Below are 19,717 nucleotides of genomic sequence, written 5' to 3'. Positions count from 1 at the left end.
AGGCGTCCGCCTGATCGACTAAGTTCTCTCAGCCAAAAACTCCAACAGCACATCTGTAACAAACTGCGGATTCTCCAGATTGGAGATATGCCCCGCCTCCGGCACCAGCACAAACGGGCAACCAATCAACTCGGCCATTTCTCTGGTTTCCGACGGCGGTCGCGGTTTGTCCTGATCGCCGCACATCAACAGCGTGGTTTCAGGGTTCAGTTCACCCAGGCGCGGCAACAGATCATCACGACCAAAGGTAATCCGCCCCATCGGCACGATGCTTTCACGCAAGCGGTCGGCCGGCAGCGCAGCCAGTTTGGCGCGGAAATCCTGATACAGCGCCGACTGCGGATCGATGCCCGGACGGAAGAAGATCGGCACCACTATATCGAGCAGTTGCGGCGAGATCACACCACTGTCTTCGATCTGCTGGAACAGCGAGAAATAGTATTGGCGAGTCGGTTCCGGCTCGACGCCGACGTAGGTGTCCATCAGCACCAGACCATTGAGCCGCTGCGGTGCTGACAGCGCCAGTCGAACGCCCCACATGCCACCCACCGAAAGACCGACCAGCGTGACGCGATCGATGTCCAGATGATCGAGCAATGCCAGGGCCTGGCGTGCTACGTCATCCAGCGACTTTGTGCATTCGGGCATCCGCCCGGATTGGCCATGGCCCCACAGGTCCAGGGCGATGACCCGATAGTGCTGCGACAGCGCCGCAATCTGCGGCGCCCACATGGCTTGGTCCCACAGGTAACTGCCGGCCAGCAGTACCGCAGGGCCTGTGCCTTGATCAATGTAGTGAAGCGCTTGTCCATCAACCGTTACGAAGGGCATCGACTGTCTCCCTGGTGAAATCGGATCCATTAAAAAAAGCACAGGAAGACTGAGCCGCATGAGGCCCGGCAGTCAACCCGGAGCTTTGTGGTGTCTGTGATGCCGCCTTCGCGGGCAAGCCTCGCTCCTACGGTATTGTGTCGATCAATCGACGCGGACCTGTAGGAGCGAGGCTTGCCCGCGAAGAGGCCCTCACCAACGCTAAAGAACTACAGCCCCTCCAACGCCGCCATCAGGTCATTCAACCGATCCACCTTATCTTCGGTAATGTCGCTCGCCGCCAACCCGTCGATATACTCGGCCAGCTCCGCCACCGTGCTGCACTCGAACATCGCCCGTAGCGGCACGTTGCGTTGCAGGGCTTTTTGCACCCGCGAGGCGATCTGTGTGGCCAGCAACGAATGCCCACCGAGCTCGAAGAAGTTGTCACGCACGCCGACCTTCTCGACCTTCAACACCTCGGCCCAAATATCGGCCAGGGTCTGTTCCAGCTCATTGCGCGGCGCCTGATAGTCCTGGCTCTGCAACTGGCCAATCTCCAGCGCCGGCAAGGCCTTGCGATCAAGTTTGCCGTTGGCGTTGAGCGGCATCTTGTCGAGCCACAACCAGTGCAGCGGCACCATGTATTCCGGCAATTCAGCGCGCAGGCATTGCTTGATGCGCTCAAGTCGTTCGTTCGGATTCAGCGCCGACTCCGCTGCGACCAGATAGCCGACCAAATGCTTGCCGTTGACGCCTTCCTGCACACTCACCGCCGCGTCGCGAACTTCCGGCTGCTCGTGCAGACGGGCCTCGATTTCACCCAGTTCGATGCGGTAACCGCGGATCTTCACTTGATGATCGATACGCCCAACATATTCCAGCACGCCGTCACTGCGACGTCGGGCCAGGTCGCCGGTGCGATACAGGCGATCCCCCGGCGCACCGAACGGGTTCGGCACAAACACCTGAGCGGTACGCAACGGATCGCTCACATAGCCGCGCCCCACACCGGTACCAGCCACGCACAACTCACCCACCGCTCCCAATGGCACCAACTCCAGCGCGCCATCGAGCAGGTACAAACGGTTGTTGTCGGTCGGCGTGCCTATCGGCAGATAACTGCCGCGCGTCGAGGCCAGATCGACGCGGAAGAACGCCACATCGTCCGAGCATTCCGCTGGTCCGTAAGCATTCACCAAACCAATCTGCGGATAACGCAGCAACCACTGATGCGCCAGTTCCGGCGGCATCGCTTCGCCGGTCGGCAGCATCCAGCGCAGGCCATCGAGGCTCATGCGGTCCTGGGCGAGCATGCCCTGAATCAGCGACGGCACGCTTTCCAGCACGGTGATGCCCTGGCTCTGAACGTGAGCCAACAAACCTTGCGGATCGTGGGCGACGCTGTTCGGTACGATGTCCACCCGAGCGCCGAACAGCGGTGCGGCGAGGAACTGCCAGACTGAAATATCGAAGCTTTGCGAAGCGGTCTGGGCGATCACGTCGGCCTCGCTCAGTTTCAGGTACGGCACCTTGCTCAACTGGTTATTGAGCATGCCGCGCTGCTCGACCATCACGCCCTTCGGCAGGCCAGTGGAACCCGAGGTGTAAATCACGTAAGCGAGGTTGTCCGGGCCGCTGTAAATGCCCGGATTGGCCACCGAAACATCACTCGCCTGCACCTCTTCCCAGACCAGCAATCGAGGTCGATTGGCACAACCGAACTCTTCCAGCAGGGCGACGGCTTGTTCACGACACGCCTGAGTGCAGACCAGCAACGGCGTGCGGCTCAGGTCAATGATCCGGCTCAAGCGCTGACTCGGCAGGCCCGGGTCCAGCGGCAGGTAACCGGCACCGGCCTTGAAGCTGCCGATGATCATGCCCAGCAGATCAAGGTTACGTTCGGCGAGCAGCGCCACCGGTTGATCCAGGCCGACGCCGGCCGCAATCAGCGCATGGCCGAGACGGTTGCTGCGCTGGTTCAGCCCAACGTAGCTGTGCTGCTGATCCAGGCAACTGGCGGCAACTCGCTGCGGATGCTTGGCGACCTGCGCTTCGAACAACGAGACATAGCTGTGCTCCAGCGGATAGTCGTGTTCGCTCTGGTTGCAGCCATGGATCAGGAAGTCCTGCTCTTCATTGCCCAGCAGTGGCAGATCGGCCATGTCGCCATGGAAGCCTTCGACCAGCGCCAGCAGCAGGCGCTTGAATTCGCCGAGCATGCGTTCGACCGTGGGTTCATCGAAATAACGCTGGTCGTAGGACAGGTGCAAACCAAGGTCATCGCCCGGATAACACACCGCCGTCAACGGGAAGTTGGTGTGGGTGCGGCCCGAATCCGAGGTCGCGTTGAAGCTCTGCGCACGGTCCAGCACTGAGACTTCCACCGGGGCGTTTTCGAACACGAACAGGCTGTCGAACAGCGGCTGGCCTTTAGGCAGTTCGCTGTTTTCCTGGATGCTCACCAGCGGCAGGTATTCGTACTCGCGCAGCTGCATGTTGCTGTCGAGCAAGCCAGTGAGCCACTGCCGAACGCTGCATCGCTGATCGTCCTCGGGCATTTTCACCCGCAGGGCGATGCTGTTGATGAACAGCCCGACGGTGCGCTGCATCTGCGGCATTTCCACCGGACGCCCGGCCACCGTGACGCCGAACAGCACGTCGCGATCGCCGCTCAAGCGACGCAGCACCAGCGCCCACGCCGCTTGGGCGAAGGTGTTGATGGTCAACTGATGGGCCTGGGCCAGTTCGCGCAGTTGCGCACCATCGCGGGCATCGAGTCGGGTATAGCGGTCGCCGACGATCATGCCGCCGCTGTCGCCGGCATGTTCACGCAGGAACGGCCGGTCGCTCGGAATCGGGGTGGTGCGCTCGAAACCTCGCAGGTTCTGCTGCCACCACTGCCGCGCTTCGGCCAGGCTCTGGCGTTGCAGCCAGCCGATGTAATCGCGATAACGCGGCGGCACGGCCAGCTGCGCTTCGCGACCTTCGCTGAGGGCGGTGTAGATCTCGAAGAAATCGTTCATCAACAGCGAACGGCACCAGGCATCGATGAGGATGTGGTGGTTGCTCATCATGAACCAGTAACGCGCCGCGCCCACGCGGATCAAGCGCAAGTGGAACGGTGCCTGGTTGAGCAAATCGAACCCGGCCTCGCGCTCGCTTTTCAGCAGCGCCTGCAACTTCGGCTCTTGCTCGGTTTCGGCAACCGAGCTCCAGTCCAGATATTCGATCGGCGTGCTGCCCGGTTTGTGGATCACTTGCAGCATGTCTTCGCCGACGTTCCAGCAGAACGAGGCGCGCAAGGCTTCGTGTCGGGCGATCACCGCTTGCCAGGCCTGAGCGAAACGTTGCGGGTCGAGCTCACTGTTGATGCGATAGCGATCCTGCATGTAGTAGAGGCCGGTGCCCGGTTCGAGCAAGGTGTGCAGCAGCATGCCTTCCTGCATCGGGGTCAGCGGGTAGACGTCTTCAATCATCGCCGCCGGGACGGGCAATGCGTCGAGTTGCGGCTGAGTCAGTCTGGCCAGCGGGAAGTCCGACGGCGTCAAGCCGCCCGCGTTGTCGCTCAGGCAATGCTGGATCAGGCTGTGCAATTCGCCCAGATACGCTTCTGCCAGTTCGGTGATGGTTTGCACATCGTGACGTTCGGCGCTGAAGGTCCAGCGCAGTATCAACTCACCGCCGTAGACCTGACTGTCGACGCTCAGCTCATTAGGCAGCGGCGCATGTGGATCGTGGGCCGCGCCCACTGGTTCATCCAGCGGACGGAACAGCGCATCACTGCCGAAGCTCTGGTCGAACTGACCCAGGTAGTTGAAGGTGATCGGCGCCACCGGCAACGCAGCCATGGTCTGACGGCACAGGCCATCGGCCAGATAACGCAGCACGCCATAACCCAAACCTTTGTGAGGCACGGCGCGCAGTTGCTCCTTGATCGCTTTGATCGAGGCACCCTGTTCACTCACGGGTGTGAGGCGCAGCGGATAGGCGCTGGTGAACCAACCAACGGTGCGGGTCAGGTCGATCTCGTCGAACAGGGTTTCGCGACCGTGGCCTTCGAGTTGAATCAACGCTGATTCGTGACCGCTCCAGCGGCACACCACACGGGCCAATGCGGTCAGCAGCAGGTCGTTGACCTGGGTGCGATAGGCCGTCGGCGCCTGTTGCAGCAGTTGACGGGTGCGCTCGCTGTCGAGGCGCACGCTGACGGTTTGCGCGTGACGATTCTGTTGACCGCCCTGAGGCCGATCACAGGGCAATTCAGCGCTTGGGCCGGCCAGTTGCGTCTGCCACCAGCTCAATTCTTCACGCAGGGATTCGCTGCCGGCATAAGCCTGCAACCGTGCGGCCCAGTCCTTGAAGCCGCTGGTTTTCGCCGGCAGTTTTACTGACTGTCGGGACTCGAGTTGACGATAAACCGTTTGCAGATCGTCCAGCAGCACCCGCCACGACACCCCGTCCACCACCAGGTGGTGAATGGCAATGAACAGCCGTTGTTGCCCCTCGGAATCGTCGACCAGCAGCGCCCGCATCAGCGGCCCTTGCTCAAGGTCGAGGCTGCGTTGGGCATCGGCGAACAGCGCCGCGCAGTTGTCCATGGCCGGCACGTGCACCTGCCACAGCACGGCAGCGTCGGAAACCGCCTGGTGCTCGGCCTGCCAATGGCCGTCAACCTCGGTGAAACGCAGGCGCAAGGCGTCGTGCTGTTCGATCACCGCCAGCAGCGCTTGCTCCAGACGATGAGGCTCGAGCGCCACGGTCGGCTCCAGCAGCAACGCCTGGTTCCAGTGTTGACGCTGTGGAATGTCGGTATCGAAGAACCAATGCTGAATCGGCGTCAGACGCGATTCACCGCTCAGCAGGCCTTGCTCGGCGGTGATCTGCTCGGTGCGGGTCGCGACGGCGGCCAGCGTCTGCACGGTCTGGTGCTGGAACAGGTCACGCGGGCTGAAGTGGATGCCCTGCTGCCGCGCACGGCTGACCACCTGGATCGACAAAATCGAATCGCCGCCCAGTTCAAAGAAGTTGTCGTTGAGACCGACCTGCTGGACGTTCAGCACTTCGCACCAGATCCCGGCCAGGGTCAGTTCAAGTTCATTGCTCGGCGCCACGTACTGCTGACGATTCAACTCCGGGTCCGGCGCCGGCAGTGCGCGACGATCGAGTTTGCCGTTGGCGGTCAGCGGCATGCTGGCCAGCAGGATCAAGTGCGTCGGCACCATGTAATCCGGCAACTGAGATTTGAGGTGCGCCTTCAACGCTTCGCGCAATGCAGTTTGTTGCGCTTCATCCTGTTCGGCGACGTCGGTGACCAGGTAGCCGACCAATTGCTTGCCGCTCGGCGCATCGAGTGCCAGCACCACCGCTTCACGCACGGACTCGTGTTCCAGCAAACGGGTTTCGATCTCTCCCAGTTCGATGCGGAAACCACGGATCTTCACTTGATGGTCAATGCGTCCCAGGTACTCCACCAAGCCATCGGCACGCTGACGGACAAGGTCGCCGGTCCGGTACAAACGTCCGCCGTTCACTGCAAAAGGATCGGCAACAAACCGTTCGGCGGTCATGCCGGGACGCTGGTGATATCCCTGCGCCAGGCCGGCACCGCCGACGTACAACTCGCCCGTCGCGCCTTGCGGCACCAACGCCAGATCGGCGTCGAGGATGTAGGCGACGCGGGCGCCAATCACACTGCCGATCGGCACGCTGCCCAGCCCCTCCTCCAATTGCTCGGGCGCCAGGCTGGCGAGCGGCATGACCACGGTTTCAGTCGGGCCGTAAGCGTTGAAAAACAGGCTCGGTTTGAACGCCGCGCGAATCCGATGCAGGTGTTCGCCGGTCAGGGCCTCGCCGCCGGTGATGCACATGCGCACCGGCAGGGTTTCGCCCAGGGTCGCCAGCCATTGCGCCAACTGGCTGCCGTAGCTCGGGGTGAAACCAAGAATGTTGATGTTGTGGCGACGAATCAGCCCGCAGATTTCTTGCGCATCCCATTGGCCTTGCGCACGCAGGACAACTTGCGCGCCACTCAACAGCGGCACCAGCAGACGCTCGGTCGCGGCATCGAAGTTGATTGAATAGAAGTGCAATTCGCAGTCATCGGGGCGCATGCCAAAGCGCTCGATCACCGCGCAGCAGTGCATGGCGATTTCACCGTGGGACACCACCACGCCTTTCGGTTTGCCGGTGGAGCCCGAGGTGTAAATCAGGTACGCCTGATGTTGCGGCAGGCTGATAAACGGCAGCTCAGTGGCCGGGTAATTGGCCAGTTCGACGGCGTCTTCTTCCAGGCACCAGCGGCCAACGCTGGCCGGCAGTTCACCGAGGGCCGCGAACATCGCCGCATCGCTGAGCAGCAAACCGATGCCGCTGTCTTCAATCATGTAGTGCAAGCGGTCCAGCGGGTACTCCGGGTCCAGCGGCACATAGGCGCCGCCCGCCTTGAGGATCGCCAGCAGGCCGACGACCATCTCCAGCGAACGCTCCAGCGCCAGACCGACCCGCACCTGTGGCCCGACTCCGCGCTCGCGCAGCATCCAGGCCAGACGATTGGCGCGACTGTCGAGCTCGGCGTAGCTCAGGGTTTGCCCGGCGAACGTCAGGGCCGGTGCGTCTTTGCGTGCCAACGCCTGCTCGCTGAACAGGTGATGAATGCACTGGTCTAGGCGATGTTCGCCCGGTTCGACGCCGAGGCTGTCGAGCAGGTTTTGCTGTTCAGTGGCTTCCAGCAACGGCAGTTCGCTGAGGCGTTGTTGTGGATCGGCGAGCAACGCCTCCAGCAGGTTGCGCCAGTGCCCGGCCATGCGCGCAATGCGCGGCTCATCGAACAAATCGGTGCTGTAGGTCAGGCAGCAACCGAGGCGATGGTCGAGGTCAGTGACTTCCAGATTGAGGTCGAACTTGGTCGCTCGCGCATCGTTGGCCAGGTACTCGACCGTCATCCCGGCCAGGGTTCGGCTCTGCTGGAATTCCCAGCGCTGCACATTGCACATCACCTGGAACAGCGGGTTGTAAGCCGCACTGCGGGGCGGCTGCAAGGCTTCCACCAAATGATCGAACGGCAGATCCTGATGGGACTGGCCTTCGATCACCGTGTGACGAACCTGCTCGAACAACTCGCCGACAGACATCTGCCCGTCGAGCTGGCAACGCAGCACTTGGGTGTTGAGGAACGCGCCGATCAGCCCTTCGCTTTCCGGGCGAATGCGGTTGGCCACCGGCGCACCTATGCGCAGATCGGTCTGGCCACTGTAGCGATAAAGCAGCACGGCCAGGGCGGCAGTCATGGTCATGAACAGGGTCAGACCGTTGTCTGCGTTGAAGGCACGGACCCGCGCCGCAAGATCATCGCTCAGGTCGAAACGGAACAGTTCGCCCTGATGGCTTTGCACCGGCGGACGCGGACGATCAGCCGGCAATTCCAGCAGTGGATGCTCGCGGCCCAGTTGCGCGGTCCAGTAATCGAGTTGGCGCTGACGTTCGCCGGATTCCAGCCACTGACGCTGCCACACGCTGTAATCCAGGTACTGCACCGGCAGCGGTTGCAGCGGCGAATCGCGATCATCGACGAAGGCTTCGTAGAGCGCGCTCAATTCCCGGGCAAAAATGTCCATCGCCCAGCCTTCGGTGACGATGTGGTGCAGGGTCAGGACGAAGTAATGCTCCTGCTCGGCAGTCTTGACCAGGCAAGCTCGCAGCAGCGGTCCGGTTTCCAGATCGAAAGGCTTATGGGCTTCGTCATCGGCCAGTTGCTGGACCTGCCATTCGCGGCCATCGACATCCAGCGTGGTGAAATCCTTCCAGTCCATGCACAGGCGGGTGTCTGGATGAACCTGTTGCCGGGCCACGCCGTCGACGCTCGGGAAGGTCGTACGCAGGGTTTCGTGACGCATGATCAGCGCTTGCAATGCTGCTTCGAAACGCCCGACATCCAGCACGCCGCGCAACCGCGCCATGCCGCCGACGTTGTAGGCCGGGCTGTCCGGTTCCATCTGCCAGAGGAACCACATCCGTTGCTGGGAATAGGACAGTGGCACCGGTTGGCTGCGGTCGACCTTCTCGATCGGCGGCTGCTTGTTGGTTTTGCCGCTGGCCTGGATCAAGCGAACCTGTTCGGCAAACGCGCCCAGTTCACTGGCTTCGAACAGCGCACGCAATGGCAACTCGACGTCGCAGACCTGGCGGGTACGGGAGATGATTTGCGTGGCCAGCAAAGAATGGCCGCCGAGGGCGAAGAAGTCGTCGCGCAGGCCGATCTGCGTTTGGCCCAGCACCTCGCGCCAGATACCGGCGATTTGTTGTTCAAGGGCAGTGACCGGTTCGACATGTTCGCGGATTTGCCACTGAGGTTCCGGCAAGGCGCGACGGTCGAGTTTGCCGCTTGGGCTCAGGGGCATTTCATCCAGACGCATGAGTTGCGCCGGAACCATGTATTCCGGCAGCTCAGCCGCCAGCGCGGTTTTCAGGCGCGTGGTTTGAGCATCGATGGTTTCGCTGGTTTCAGTGGCGGTGTAGTAACCGATCAACTGTCCGCCCGCCGCCGTTTCGCGCACCAGCACCACCGCTTGGGCGACGCCAGCCTGCGCCAACAGACGCGCTTCGATTTCTTCCGGCTCGACACGAAAACCACGCAGTTTGACTTGCTGATCGAGACGTCCGAGGTATTCGATCACGCCGTCGGCGGTCCAGCGCGCACGGTCACCGGTGCGGTACAGACGTGCGCCCTGCTCGCCCAGCGGATCGACCACAAAGCGTTCGGCGGTCAGCGCCGGACGGTCGAGATAGCCTCGGGCCAAACCGATACCGCTGATGCACAACTCACCCGGCACACCGGCCGGTACCGGATTGAGGTCACTGTCGAGCACGCGGCACAGCACGTTGCCCAATGGCCGGCCAATCGGCGAGCGCTCGCCATCGGCGGTTGTGCAGTGCCAGTGAGTGACGTTGATCGCGGTTTCGGTCGGGCCGTAGCGGTTGTGCAGTTGCACCGCTGGCAGGTGTTCCAGCACCCGGTTGCGCAGTTCCGTGGGCAAGGCTTCGCCGCCGGAGAACAGCCGGCGCAGGCTGGTGCAGTCGGCGCTGAGCGGTTCATCAATGAACAAGGAAAGCAACGGCGGTACGAAGTGCAGCGTGGTCACGCCGAACTGCTGGACCAGTTGCGCAAGGCGATGAGGATCGCGATGCTCACCGGGGCCGGCGATCAGCAGGCGGCACCCGGTGATCAGCGGCCAGAAGCACTCCCACACCGACACGTCGAAACTGATCGGCGCTTTTTGCATCAGCACATCGGTTTGGTCCAGACGGTAGGTGGCTTGCATCCACTGCAACCTCTCGGCAAGGGCTGCATGCGTATTGCCAACGCCCTTCGGCTGACCGGTGGAACCGGAGGTGTAAATCACGTAGGCCAGGTTGTCGCCGTGCAGGTGCAGACCGGGCGCATGGCTTGGCCAGTTCTCCAGATGCAGGGCGTCCATAGCAATCACGCTGACGCCGTCGGTGGCCGGCAGGCGGTCGAGCAACCCGGTTTGGGTCAGCAGCAACTCGACGCCACTGTCGCTGAGCATGTAGGCCAGGCGCTCGGCCGGGTAATCCGGGTCCAGCGGCACATAAGCGCCGCCGGCCTTGATGATCGCCAGCAAGCCAATCAACAACTGCGGCGAACGCTCGGCGGCGATGGCCACGCACACGTCCGGGCCGACGCCTTTGTCGCGCAGGTAATGCGCCAAGCGGTTGGCCTGGGCGTGCAGTTCGGCAAAATTCAGGCTGCCGCCGTCCCACAGCAGCGCGGTGCGCTCCGGGGTCTGGCGCGCTTGTTCGTTGAGCAACTCCGGCAGCCATTGACTGGCCGGGGTGCAGGGTGCGGCGCTCCAGGCGGATTGCTGATCGTGCTCACTCGGGGTTAGCAGTTGCAGGTCGCCGATGGCGGTTTTCGGTTGCTCACAAATGGCTCGCAGCAGGTTGCTGAAATGCTCGGCCAGGCGCTCGATGGTCGCGGCGGCGAACAGCTCGCTGGCGTAGTCGAACGACAAGCTCAGGCGACCATTGCGGTCTTCTTCGCTGTGCAGTTGCAGATCGAACTTGGCTTCGCGACTGTGCCACGGCAGCTCTTCGACGAGCAGTCCCGGCAAGCGACGCAGTGCAGTGAGATCCCGTTGCTGATGGTTGAACATCACCTGGAACAAGCCCTGCTCGCGGGCCTGGGGGAAGGCTTCGAGCAATTGTTCGAACGGCAGGTCCTGATGCGCTTGCGCGCCCAATGCGGCTTTACGGGTTTGCGCCAGCAACTCAACGAACGGCAGTCGCGAATCCACCTCGGCGCGCAGCACCTGGGTGTTGATGAAAAAGCCAATCAGCCCTTGGGTTTCCAGACGCGGACGGTTGGCATTCGGCACGCCGATGCGGATGTCGCGTTGACCGCTGTAGCGATGCAGCAGGCTCTGGAATGCCGCGAGCAGCAGCATGAACGGCGTCGATTCATGGGCCTGGGCGGTCTGGCGAATGGCATCGCTCAGACGCTTGTCCAAACGCCGCGTGTGACGGGCTGCGCTGTAAGTGTGTTGCGTCGAGCGCGGATGATCGGTGGCCAGGCTCAGGGTCGGATGATCAACGCCCAACTGCGCTTTCCAGTAAGCGAGTTGACGCTCGCCCTCCCCTTGCGCCAACCACTGACGCTGCCAGCTGCCGTAGTCGGCGTATTGAGTTAGCAACGCTGGAAGGCTGGCGGTCTGGCCTTGAGAGGCTGCCGCATACAGGCGCGAGAATTCGTCGATCAGCACGTTCATCGACCAGCCGTCGGCGATGATGTGGTGCATCGTCACCAGCAGTTGATGGCCTTCATCGCCGAGGCGCACCAGGGTCACCGACAGCAGCGGGCCTTTTTCCAGATCGAACCGGGTGCGGGCTTCATCCTCGCGGATTTGCTGCGCGCGGGCTTCACGCTCGGCGTCTGGCAGGTCGCTGATATCGATTACTTGCAGGTTGAATTCGCCGGCAGCAATGACCTGTTGCAGGGCTACGCCATCACGCTCGAAAAACCGCGTGCGCAGGGATTCGTGACGCTCGATCAGTTGCTGGAAACTGGTGCGCAAGGCGTCTTCGTCCAGTTCGCCGCGCAGGCGCAAGGCACCGGGAATGTTATAGGCGCTGCTCTGCGGGTCGAGTTGCCAGGTGATCCACAGACGGTTTTGTGCCAGGGATTGCGGCATGGCGTCGCTGCGCGACAGCGTGGTGATCGCACCTTGAGCCTGGCCGCCATCCTGTTGTTGCCGGGCGATCGCCGCAGCGAATGCGCAAAGGGTTGGTGCTTCGAACAACAGGCGCAGGTTCAGCTCCAGCCCCAGCTCTTCACGCAGGCGCGCGACCACTTGAGTGGCGGCGATGGAGTTGCCGCCGAGCAGGAAGAAGTGATCATCGGCGTTGACCTGTTTGACGCTTAGCTGCTGGCACCAGATATTGCCGATCAAGGTTTGCAGCTCAGAGCCCGATTCGCTTTCAGATGAGTTTGCGATGTCTGCCGACGGGAACAGCGCATAGCTGTCGAGGCTGCCATCGGCCAGGCGATTGCGGCACGCCGAGCGTTGCAACTTGCCGCTGGACGTCTTCGGCAGCGCCCCCGGATTGAGCAATACCACCACGCTCGGTGCTTGCTGATACGCCTCGGCCACCGCTTGACGGATGGCTTTGATCAGCGCCTCGGGCGGCAGGATTTTCTGCACGCTGCGGCTGATTTCCGCGGCGATGCCGATGCCTTCCTGCCCTTCGAGGTTGACCGCGAACGCGGCCACGCGACCTTTGCGCACCATCTCCACTTCACGCTCGATGGTCTGCTCGATGTCCTGCGGATAAAGGTTATGACCACGAACGATCAGCATGTCTTTCAGGCGCCCGGTGATGAACAGCTCACCATCACGCATAAAGCCCAGGTCGCCAGTGCGCAGCCAGGTGCGACCGGCGTGCTGGACGAACGTTTTGGCCGTGGCTTCGGGGTTGCGCCAGTAGCCATGGGCGATGCTCGGCCCGGTAGCCCAGACTTCACCGATCGCGTTATCGGCGAGTTCTTCGAGCGATACGGAATCGACAATCAGCACCGCGTGATCCGGCTGGCTGATGCCGCAGCTCATGATCGGACTGCCATCGCCCGGTTCGGCTCGGTTCTGCGCGAGCGCCTGATCATCCACGCGCAACGATGGAATGCCCTGGCCGCGCGGGCTGCCGGCAACGAACAACGTGGCTTCCGCCAGGCCGTAAGAGGCCATGAAGCTGTCCGAGGTAAAGCCACACGCAGCGAATTTCTCGGCGAAGCGTTCCAGGGTGTCGAGGCGAATCGGTTCGGAACCGGAATACGCCACGCGCCAGCCACTCAGGTCGAGGCGTTCCAGCGCCGATTCGCTGACCCGTTCGCTGCACAGTCGATAGGCGAAGTCCGGCCCGCCGCTGATGGTGCCGCCGTATTCGCTGATCGCCTCTAGCCAGCGCACTGGCCGACCGAGGAAGTACGCCGGCGACATCAACACGCACGGCACGCCGCTGAAAATCGGCTGCAACAGGCCGCCGATCAAGCCCATGTCGTGGTACAGCGGCAGCCAGCTGACGATCACGTCATCAGGGTTCAGATCGATGCCGAATCCGTGGCGAATCAGCAGTTCGTTGGCCACCAGGTTGCCGTGACTGACTTGCACGCCTTTAGGCAACGCAGTGGAACCGGAGGTGTATTGCAGGAAGGCGATGTGGTCGCCGTGCAAGTCCGGCGCGACCCAGCGTTCGGCCAAGGCGCTGTCGAGGGTGTCGACACACAGCAGCGGCGGCGCCTCGTCGATTTGCAGTAACGCGTCGCGCAGGTCGGCGCTGGTCAGCAGCAAGCGCGGCTCGGCATCGCTAATGATCGACAGCAGACGTTCCTGGTGATGACGACGGGTCGATTCAGGCGGATAGGCTGGCACCGCGATCACGCCGGCGTACAGACAGCCAAAAAACGCCGCGACGTAATCCGGGCCGCTGGGAAACAGCAACACCGCGCGATCGCCAAACGCAGCCTCGGCCTGCAACGCGCCGGCAATGGTTCGCGCCCGTTGGTCGAGCTCACGATAACTGAGCACCACAGCCTGATCCTGGGTTTCGGCGAGAAAACGCAAGGCCACCCGGTCCGGCGTCAGGGCCGCACGGCGCTGAAGGGCTTGGACCAGTGTGCTAGGGAGTTCGAACGCGTCGGTCATGAGGTTTCCTGCCTGAATTCGGCTTGCAAGTGGAATCGGTTTTCGTACGTCACGCCCGTTCATGGGCATGCAGGACGCGGTCTTCGCCGACCGCGCAAGGCTTGGGAATGCTGGTTTGGCCGGGGCTTGTGCCCGCAGCCATTCACCAATGAGAACGGATGAAGTCTTGAAATAATTAGTCGCCAGGCTTGAGCGCCGGCAGGCTTGCAGTCAGGTAGGTGAGTCAGCGTGTCGCCGTTCTCACTGTGCTTTTTTGTGACGCATTAATTCTCTTTCTCAATTGACAATCATTATCATTCATCCTAATTTGTCGCTCGATGTGTAGGACGACTCCGACCCACTTGTCGTCCCACGACCCTATTTGCAGCAAGGTGATTTCCAATGACGGAACAAGTATCCACAAGCAGGTGCGATTCACCGCTACTTCAGGCCTTCGTCGACAACCGACTGATTCTGGTCAAGATTGCCGCCCGCATCACCGGTTGCCGATCACGCGCCGAAGACGTGGTGCAGGATGCGTTCTTCCGGCTGCAATCGGCGCCGCAGATCACGTCGTCAATCAAGGCGCAGCTCAGCTATCTGTTCCAGATCGTGCGCAACCTGGCGATCGACCATTACCGCAAGCAGGCGCTGGAGCAGAAGTATTCGGGCCCGGAAGAGGAAGGTCTGAACGTGGTGATTCAGGGCGCTTCGCCGGAAACCTCGCACATGAACTTCTCGACCCTGGAAAACATTGCCGATGCGCTGACGGAGTTGCCCAGCCGCACCCGTTACGCCTTCGAGATGTACCGCCTGCACGGCGTACCGCAAAAAGACATCGCCAAGGAACTCGGCGTCTCGCCAACCTTGGTGAACTTCATGATTCGTGATGCGCTGGTGCATTGCCGCAAAGTGTCGGGCAATCGTGCGGATACCTTCGCGCGCCGTTAAAAGCTTCGCGGGCAAGCCTCGCTCCTACAGTGTTGTGTCGCTTACATTATTTGTGAACGACACAACACTGTAGGAGCGAGGCTTGCCCGCGAAGACTGACTCAAGCCCGCAACAGACCTTGAGCCTTACGCATCAAGCCAACGAACACCGATCAAAAAACCGCTCACGCCCCAACACCATCAGCGCCGCGCGCTTGTGCGGGAAGTCGAACTCTTTTTCGCAGTGGAAACACTGATTGTGCATATGCCCGATCATCTTCGCGTTATCGGCGCGAGGCTCGGCGACCACCCGTTGAGTGCGTGGATCATCGAGAAACAGGTAATGCACCAGCGCCGATAGCCAGCTCGCCACCTTGTGCGGCCCGCGGTGATGTTCTTCGCCCACCAGCATGTGAATGCCACGGTCGTAATCACCGGCATCGTAGAACGGCGCAATGCGATCTTCCTTGGCCCAGTAGGCTTCGAAATAGGCAAACGGCTGATCATCGAAGCAGCCGATCAGCGTCAAGGTATGCGGGTCGGCTTCGAGCTTGCTCAGGTATTCGCGATGCTTCTCGAGACTGCCCTCCTCCTGCCAGAAACTCGCCACCCGCGGGCTGTTCTGCCAGCGGTTGAAACGCGCCAGGTCATGCTCGATTTCTACCGTGCGCAGGGAAACCCACGCACCGAGCCGTGCGTCGAAGCGTCGATACACCTCGCCACGGGGTTTCACCGCCCGCAATGGATGGCGCTTGCCGCTACTGATGACCATTTGCTGCGGATAGCTGCCGGTGCGCGACTCACCCAGCCAAGGCTGAGGCAATTGCCAGAACAGCGTGCGTTCGCAGCGATACTGGCCGGTGACTTCGGTCGCGATCAGCAATCCGCTGAGCAAGGCTTCGGTGGGCACGTCATCGAGTTGCCAGGTCAGACGCTGACACGCCGCGTCACGGGCAAACAGCCAATAGCAAGCCGCCCAGAATGCCTGGCCGTCAGTACGGCCGAAACGCTCCTCCAGCCGCAGATGCAATTGCGGCTCGCGGGTCAGCCGCAGCTCGATCAACGGTTGCCCTTGCAGGCTGAGGCTCAGGCGGCTGGCGGTTTCATCGGCTACAAGACAGTTGCCTGACGGCAAGGCCAGGGTGGTCAGGTCATTCAGATTGGACATGGGTGGGGCTCACGGTAATCGTCGACAGTTCAACGATGTGACGTGAGCCGGGGCTGGAAATTTAAGCGCAGTCGCCAAATGCTCGTCTCATGGCACTAATCAGGGGCACGATTCAGAGCTTGCGCACCGGCACCAGGGCAATTTTGTAGGGATCGAAAATCTTCAGCATCTGCCCATTGTCTCGCAGGCCTTGCAGCAACTTGCCGAATGCTTCGCCAGTAATCGGCGCCTGCGGGCGAATCAGCGCGTAATGGTGATAGACCTGATCGATCCGTTGCGACACCAGCAATTGCTCGCCGACTTTCTCGTTACGCAGCAGGTAATCGCTCAGGTACGAACGTGTCACCAAGGCAATGTCCGCCCGCCCGCGCAGCACCATCAGCAAGTTGCTGTCATGGGAATAGGTCAGCGTGGCCTTGTAGGCGTCGGCCAGATACTTGGGATCGGCATTGAAATTGGCAAACTCGTAGTGATAGCCGCTGTACAGCGCCAGACGCTTGCCCGTCAGGTCCTTGAAGTAATTCTCATCGCGACCGGGTTGCTTCTGCGCGACAAAGATTTCTGCATCTTCCAGCCCCATGTCGACGAGGGTGTGCGGGATCTCCTTCCAGCCCCAGTCCGGGTTTTCGAAAATAGCCATATCGACCCGGCCTTCCTTGAAGTCGTTGAAACGCCGGGGAATCGAGGTCGGTACCAGTACAAACTGATAATCGGTTTGCAACTGATTCAAGGCTTCCACCAGTTGCGGCAGCAGACCGGTGTCGGCACCGTTCTCCGGGCGCACGGTGTAGGGTGGAAAATGCGCGGCACCGACCCGCACCTGTTGCGCAGCCTGAGATGGCAACACGCAGCACACTGCAAGCGCCGCCAGCAAAAGCCGAGACACTGTTCGAATTGGTGAAGACATCAAAACAGCCTACTCCCCGAAAAAAATATCCATCAATGTATTCAAGCTAGGCGGTTTCGCCGACTTAGCCAGTTTCTTGCCGAGATAGACGGCTTACTGCCGTTCTTCAAGCACCAGAATCAACGCCTCATCGGCCAATTGATCGAGACTCATGCTGCCATCGGCACGAAACCAGGTGGTGGTCCAGGATAACGCGCCCGTCAGGAAACGGCGGGTGATGAACACGTCGCCACGGATAAAACCGGCGTCCTTGGCTTCGCCCAGCACCTGCAACCAGATGTCTTCATAAATATCACGCAGCGCCAAAACTTGCGCCTGACCTTCCGCTGACAGCGAACGCCACTCATATACCAGCACCGCCATGGCCTCGCCGCTGCCGCCCATGATCGACTGCAATTCGCAGCGAATCAGCGCCAAAACCCGCTCGCGCACACTGCCGGCCTCGGCCAGGGCTGCACGCATCAACGCGGTGTTGTAGCGAATGGTCTCCTCCATCACTGCCCGCAAGATCTCATCCTTGCTTTTGAAGTGATGAAAAATACTGCCTGACTGAATACCCACCGCACTGGCCAGGTCACGCACGGTGGTACGTTCATAACCTTTATTACGAAACAGGTGAGCGGCCACTTGCAGCAGTTTGCCGCGGGCGCTGTCCGGGTCGGTCAATTGGCCGCTGTCGACCAATTCGCGCATCACCCTCAGGGCTTTTTGCTCGTCCACCCGTTCTCTCCTACAGTCGATCAATCAATTGCGCCGCTGGCCGCTAAAACAGCAGGGTTGCGCGGGCAATTTAAGCTGGCGGGGGCGACCAAGCAAGCGCTTGGGCAGAAGATATTTCAGCCGTTTACAAACCAAGCGCTTGCTTGGTAGTCTCAAAGCACTTCTGTCGGAGGTGGTTATGGAATTGACTGCGCCTAAAACAATCCGCATCGGGTGCGCCAGCGCATTCTGGGGCGACACCTCGACCGCCGCCGAGCAACTGGTGGAAGGCGGGCGGCTGGACTACCTGGTGTTCGATTATCTGGCCGAGATCACGATGTCGATCATGGCCGGGGCGAGGATGAAAGATCCGGCGGCCGGCTACGCCAGCGACTTCATCGAAGTCCTCAGTCCCCTCCTCAACCAGCTCGCGGAGCAGAAGATCCGCGTCATCAGCAATGCCGGCGGCGTCAATCCACAAGCTTGCGCCGCTGCCCTGCAAGCGGCTTGCGACAAGGCCGGGGTGACGCTGAAGATTGCCGTGCTGTCGGGTGACGATCTGCAGCCGCAGTTCAAACACCTGAGCAGCCTTGGCCTGCATGAGATGTTCAGTGGTACGCCCCTGCCGCCGATGTGCGTATCGACCAACGCCTACCTCGGCGCGCCGGGCATCGTCGAAGCCCTGCGCCTGGGCGCCGACATTGTGATTACCGGGCGCGTGGTCGACAGCGCCGTGGTCAGCGCCGCGCTGGTGCATGAGTTCGACTGGTCGTGGCACGACTACGACAAACTCGCCCAGGCTGCATTGGCCGGGCACCTCATTGAATGTGGCGCCCAGTGCACCGGCGGCAATTTCACCGATTGGCACGACGTGCCCGATTACGAACACATCGGTTTTCCGATCGTCGAAGTCGGCGCCGACGGCCAGTTTATCGTCAGCAAACCCGATGGTTCCGGCGGCCTGGTTACGCCCCTGACCGTTGGCGAGCAGATGCTGTATGAAATCGGCGACCCGCAGGCCTATTTGCTGCCCGACGTGGTGTGCGATTTCAGTCAGGTCAAACTCGTGCAGCAAGGCAAAAACGCGGTACAGGTGCATGGCGCAAAAGGCTTGCCGCCGACCGATCACTATAAAGTCAGCGCCACGTATCCGGACGGTTTCCGCTGCACCGCCAGTTGCCTGATCGCCGGGATCGATGCCGTGGCCAAGGCCCGACGGGTCAGCCAGGCGATCATCAACAAAACCTCGGAAATGTTCAGCCAGCGCGGCTGGGCGCCCTACAGCGAAGTGAACATTGAGTTGCTGGGCAGCGAAGCGACTTATGGCCCCCACGGCCAGCGCCAGGACAGCCGCGAAGTGGTGATCAAACTCGCCGTGCGCCACCCAAGCAAACAGGCCTTGGTTCTGTTTTCCCGGGAAATCGCCCAAGCCGCCACCGGCATGGCGCCGGGGTTGACCGGGATCGTCGGCGGGCGGCCGACGGTGTACCCGCTGATTCGGCTGTTTTCATTCCTGATCGACAAAACGGCCTGCACCCTGCAAGTCGACCTCGCCGGTGAGCGCCACCCGTGCGCCCTGCCCGCCCTCGATGTACTCGACCCGGATGACTTGCCGCTACCGTTCGATCCACCCCAACCCACCGAGCGCGCCGACGCCAGCGTAGCCCTGATCAAACTCGCCGTGGCGCGCTCAGGCGACAAGGGCAATCACAGCAACATCGGCGTCATGGCCCGCCATCCCGACTACCTGCCATGGATCGCCGAGGCGCTGACACCTGAGGTGATGGTCGACTGGATGAGCCATGTCCTCGACCCGATCCACGGACGTGTCGAACGCTGGTATTTACCCGGCACTCAGAGCTTTAATTTTCTTCTGGAGAACGCGCTCGGCGGCGGTGGCGTGGCCAGCCTGCGGATCGATCCGCAAGGCAAGGCGTTCGCCCAACAACTGCTGGAGATCCAGATTCCGGTGCCGCAGCACATTGCTGATCAGGTCAACTAGAGGACCGTC

General features: G+C 61.4%; 7 protein-coding genes. 2 read left to right on the top strand and 5 right to left on the bottom strand.

Annotated elements, in window-relative coordinates; all coding sequences use genetic code 11:
* Positions 1-18: 18 nt before the first annotated feature.
* Both ACIPLA_RS09500 and ACIPLA_RS09495 read right to left on the bottom strand, forming a co-directional pair.
* Positions 19-831 (bottom strand): alpha/beta fold hydrolase, encoded by an 813-nt coding sequence (locus ACIPLA_RS09500; protein WP_401173008.1) that lies wholly within the window; start codon positions 829-831, stop codon positions 19-21.
* Positions 832-1,040: 209 nt separating this feature from the next.
* The gene (locus ACIPLA_RS09495; RefSeq protein WP_401173007.1) at positions 1,041-14,024 is read right to left on the bottom strand and encodes a non-ribosomal peptide synthetase; all 12,984 of its coding nucleotides are present in this window, start codon (positions 14,022-14,024) and stop codon (positions 1,041-1,043) included.
* Positions 14,025-14,405: 381 nt separating this feature from the next.
* On the opposite strand from ACIPLA_RS09495, the gene ACIPLA_RS09490 reads away from it, so the two are divergent.
* Positions 14,406-14,954: an RNA polymerase factor sigma-70 gene (locus ACIPLA_RS09490; protein ID WP_007894994.1), complete on the top strand. Its 549-nt coding sequence runs from the start codon at positions 14,406-14,408 to the stop codon at positions 14,952-14,954.
* Positions 14,955-15,086: 132 nt separating this feature from the next.
* On the opposite strand, the gene ACIPLA_RS09485 is transcribed toward ACIPLA_RS09490, so the two are convergent.
* From ACIPLA_RS09485 to ACIPLA_RS09475, 3 genes are all read right to left on the bottom strand, one after another.
* Positions 15,087-16,100 (bottom strand): GNAT family N-acetyltransferase, encoded by a 1,014-nt coding sequence (locus ACIPLA_RS09485; RefSeq protein ID WP_218397459.1) that lies wholly within the window; start codon positions 16,098-16,100, stop codon positions 15,087-15,089.
* Between the two features lie 112 nt (positions 16,101-16,212).
* Complete coding sequence (locus ACIPLA_RS09480) at positions 16,213-17,007, bottom strand: ABC transporter substrate-binding protein (protein ID WP_218397462.1); 795 nt, start codon at positions 17,005-17,007, stop codon at positions 16,213-16,215.
* Between the two features lie 93 nt (positions 17,008-17,100).
* Positions 17,101-17,727: a TetR/AcrR family transcriptional regulator gene (locus ACIPLA_RS09475; protein ID WP_008015249.1), complete on the bottom strand. Its 627-nt coding sequence runs from the start codon at positions 17,725-17,727 to the stop codon at positions 17,101-17,103.
* A 178-nt stretch (positions 17,728-17,905) separates the two neighbouring features.
* Here ACIPLA_RS09475 and ACIPLA_RS09470 point away from each other — a divergent pair, with 178 nt between their 5' ends.
* Positions 17,906-19,708, top strand: coding sequence for an acyclic terpene utilization AtuA family protein (locus ACIPLA_RS09470; RefSeq protein WP_218397464.1), 1,803 nt, complete (start codon positions 17,906-17,908; stop codon positions 19,706-19,708).
* Positions 19,709-19,717: the final 9 nt, after the last annotated feature.

Origin of the sequence: Pseudomonas sp. NPDC086112 (genome assembly GCF_044746425.1) — a bacterium.
In the GTDB taxonomy this organism is placed as follows: domain Bacteria; phylum Pseudomonadota; class Gammaproteobacteria; order Pseudomonadales; family Pseudomonadaceae; genus Aquipseudomonas.
This window is presented reverse-complemented; position numbering and strand designations above follow the sequence as displayed.